This is a genomic window from Frankia sp. AgKG'84/4 (genome assembly GCF_023242965.2).
GTDB lineage: Bacteria > Actinomycetota > Actinomycetes > Frankiales > Frankiaceae > Frankia.
The window spans coordinates 1-2,813 of record NZ_JALKFU020001155.1 but is presented as its reverse complement, the minus strand read 5'-3'; the positions used below and the strand labels follow the sequence as shown (position 1 = coordinate 2,813).

The following is a 2,813-nucleotide window of genomic DNA, read 5'->3' as shown; positions in this document are numbered from 1 at the left end:
CGCCCGCATCGTCCGCGCCGGCGGCCAGGCGCGCGCGGTGCGCGCCGACCTTGGCGTCCCGGCGGACGTCGACGACCTGTTCGCCGCGGCGGCCGACGCGTTCGGCCCCCTCGACATTCTCGTCAACAATGCGGGCGTGGTGCTGTCCGGGGCGACCGGGGAGGTCACCCTGGCGCAGATCGACCGGGTGCTGGCCGTGAACGTCCGCGGCAGTTTCCTCGCCATGCGGCACGCCGCCCGCTGCCTGCGCGACGGCGGCCGGGTCGTGAACATCTCGACCGGCTACACCCGCAACCCGAACCCGCTGGTCGGGGTGTACACCGGGTCGAAGACGGCGGTCGAGGAGATCGGCCGGTCGATGGCCAAGGAGCTCGGCCATCGCGGCATCACCGTGAACGCGGTCCTACCCGGCCTGGTCGAGACCGACGGCGTCACCGACACCGACCGGGCGCGGTTCGCCGAGGTCGCCGCGATGACCCCGGCGGGGCGCAACGGCCAACCGGACGACATCGCCGACGTCGTCGCGTTCCTGGTCAGCGACGCGGCCCGCTGGGTCACCGGGCAGACCATCGCCGCCACCGGCGGCCTGTCCTTCTGAGCGCGCCCACCCGCACGCCCGCTCTGCGATCATGACCGGATGGACGCCACGTCGCCGCCGGTGCTGATGGGACTGGCGGCGGTGCTCGCGCGGGCCGAGGTGCTGCTGCGCCCGCCGGGCCGGCGGCTGCTCGGGATCGCAGGGCCGCCGGGGGCGGGCAAGAGCACCCTCGCGGACCGCCTCGTCGGCGAACTGGCGGCGCGGCACGGCAGTCGGCCACCGCTCGTCGCCCAGGCGCCGATGGACGGGTTCCACCTGCCGAACGCCGAACTGCGCCGCCGCGGGCTCGCCGGCCGCAAGGGCGCGCCCGACACCTTCGACGCCGCCGGCTACGCCGCCCTGCTCGCCAGCCTGCGTGCCCGCGGACCGGCAGGCCGCGTGTTCGAGGGCCTGGCCGCGCCGTCGTTCAGCCGCCGGACCGATGAACCCGTGCCAGGCGCGCACCGGATACCGCCGACCGTCCGGCTGGTGGTCTGCGAGGGGAACTACCTGCTGTTCGACTCCGGCGCCTGGGCGCAGCTGCGACCGCTTCTGGACGAGACGTGGTTTCTCCGGGTGGACGAGGAGATCGCCCGCGCGCGTCTGATCGACCGTCACCACCGCGGCGGCAGATCACCATCGGCGGCCCGGGAATGGGTGGAGAACAACGACCTGAGGAATCTCCGGCTGATCACGGCGACCGCCGCCCGAGCCGACTACCGGGTCGAGCTGCCCGCCGGTGAACTCGACTGAGCCTGCTGCGCCCCTCGATCGCCGTCGAGGGGTTCTTGCAGCCAGGCCCGGGTGCCGAAGCTCTCCACGGACCGGGCCGCGACCCGCGCCGCCGCCGTCAGCGCCGAGACCATGGCCGCCGTGCCGAGGGTCGACGCACCGGCCAGCGACCAGGCGAAGGCGCCGTGCAGGACGTCCCCGGCGCCGAGGGTGTCGACGGCGTGGACCGCGGGTGGCCGGACCAGCCCGCCGCCGTGGGTGTCGGCCCAGCGGATCGGCGCGGCCCCGTCGGTCACCGCGGCGAACGACGGCCCCTGGTCGAGCAGGTAGCGCAGGACGTCCGGTACGCCGGCGCCCGCGCCCAGACCCGGCGGTCGGAAGGCGGAGCCGCACACCGCCGCGTCCACCTCGGCGAGCAACCGGTCGGTGCCGGGTTTCCACGAGCCGCCGTCGAACACCACTGCCGGCCCGCCCGCCGCGCCGCCACCACCGGCGGCCGGCCCAGGGAGGTGGCCGCGGATCGCCCGCAGGACCTCGAGAGCCGCGTCGACCTGATGCCCATCGACGAGCACGACGTCCACCGCGCCGACGTCCACCGCGCCGACGTCCACCGCGCCGACGTTCCCTCCGACGGCTCTCAGCGCGGCGGCCGTAGCGCCGGGAGCCGGTCCGGGCAGCGCTCCGTGGGCGGACACCACCGCCCGCTGGCCGCCTGGCGAGCTGATCATGGTCGCGGACACGGGTAGGACGACCTCGCCGGGTCGCAGGTCGAGACTGCGAACCCCGACGACGGCGAGGTCGGCGCGCGCCGCCTGCGCGAGCGGCCCCGCGCCCACCGCGCTGAGCAGCACCGCCCGTCCCCCGAGACGCGCGAACGCGACGGCCGCACCCGTCGCCGGGCCGCCTGCCGCGGTGACGAACTCGGCCGCGACGATCTTCTCGTCAGCCAACGGGGGCCGCTCGACGCGATAGATCGTGTCGAGTGTCGTGAGCCCGACGAACAACCCCGTCGGCCCGCTGCCGGGCATCGCCCACCTCCGCCCGCGCGGTCGTACGCGCCGCGTCGTCAGGGGCGACTGTACCGGCCGCATTCCGTACGGAAAAGATCTGGACTGTGGCTATTGATGCGCTCAGACGTCGAGGTGCCACCCGGCCGGACGGGGGTTGATATGCTTTTATAGCCGCATTCGGAAACATCGTCGCGGAAACATCCCTGTCTTTTACGGTTGCTTGTTTGTCGAGGGTGTAAAAGGTAGAAGTCATTTGTTTCCGCGCTCTTCTGTTTAATAGTCGTCCTAGTTAGACAGGCGGCGTGGGAGATACCGGGGGGCGCCGTCGCGGCGCGAGGGTCGCGTTGCTGGTCGTCGCCGGCGCCGCGGGCGGCATGCTCTACTGGCCGGCCACCGGCGCCGCGGGCACGGTGGTAGCCGCGCCGACCGCAGCCGGCAACGCGGCGATCAGCCCGGCGGCGGCGCGACGGATCGCCGAGGCCGCGGCTGTGGAC

3 protein-coding genes are annotated in these 2,813 nt (G+C 73.9%); 2 read left to right on the top strand and 1 reads right to left on the bottom strand.

Annotated features, from left to right (window positions below; translation table 11 throughout):
* The coding region (locus MXD58_RS28060; RefSeq protein WP_250611184.1) for an SDR family oxidoreductase at nt 1-598 on the top strand (598 nt) is incomplete at its 5' end.
* Nucleotides 599-637: 39 nt separating this feature from the next.
* On the top strand, nt 638-1,330 hold the full coding sequence (locus tag MXD58_RS28055; RefSeq protein ID WP_248836589.1) for a nucleoside/nucleotide kinase family protein: 693 nt from the start codon (nt 638-640) through the stop codon (nt 1,328-1,330).
* Here MXD58_RS28055 and MXD58_RS28050 read toward each other — a convergent pair.
* Nucleotides 1,294-2,337, bottom strand: coding sequence for a PfkB family carbohydrate kinase (locus MXD58_RS28050; protein ID WP_248836590.1), 1,044 nt, complete (start codon nt 2,335-2,337; stop codon nt 1,294-1,296). The genes MXD58_RS28055 and MXD58_RS28050 overlap by 37 nt on opposite strands.
* Nucleotides 2,338-2,813 lie beyond the last annotated feature (476 nt).

Bases quoted from the DNA above. Each gene is read 5' to 3' on its own strand.
- MXD58_RS28055 (WP_248836589.1), top strand. From the start codon at position 638: ATGGACGCCACGTCGCCGCCGGTGCTGATGGGACTGGCGGCGGTGCTC.
- MXD58_RS28050 (WP_248836590.1), bottom strand. From the start codon at position 2,337: ATGCCCGGCAGCGGGCCGACGGGGTTGTTCGTCGGGCTCACGACACTC.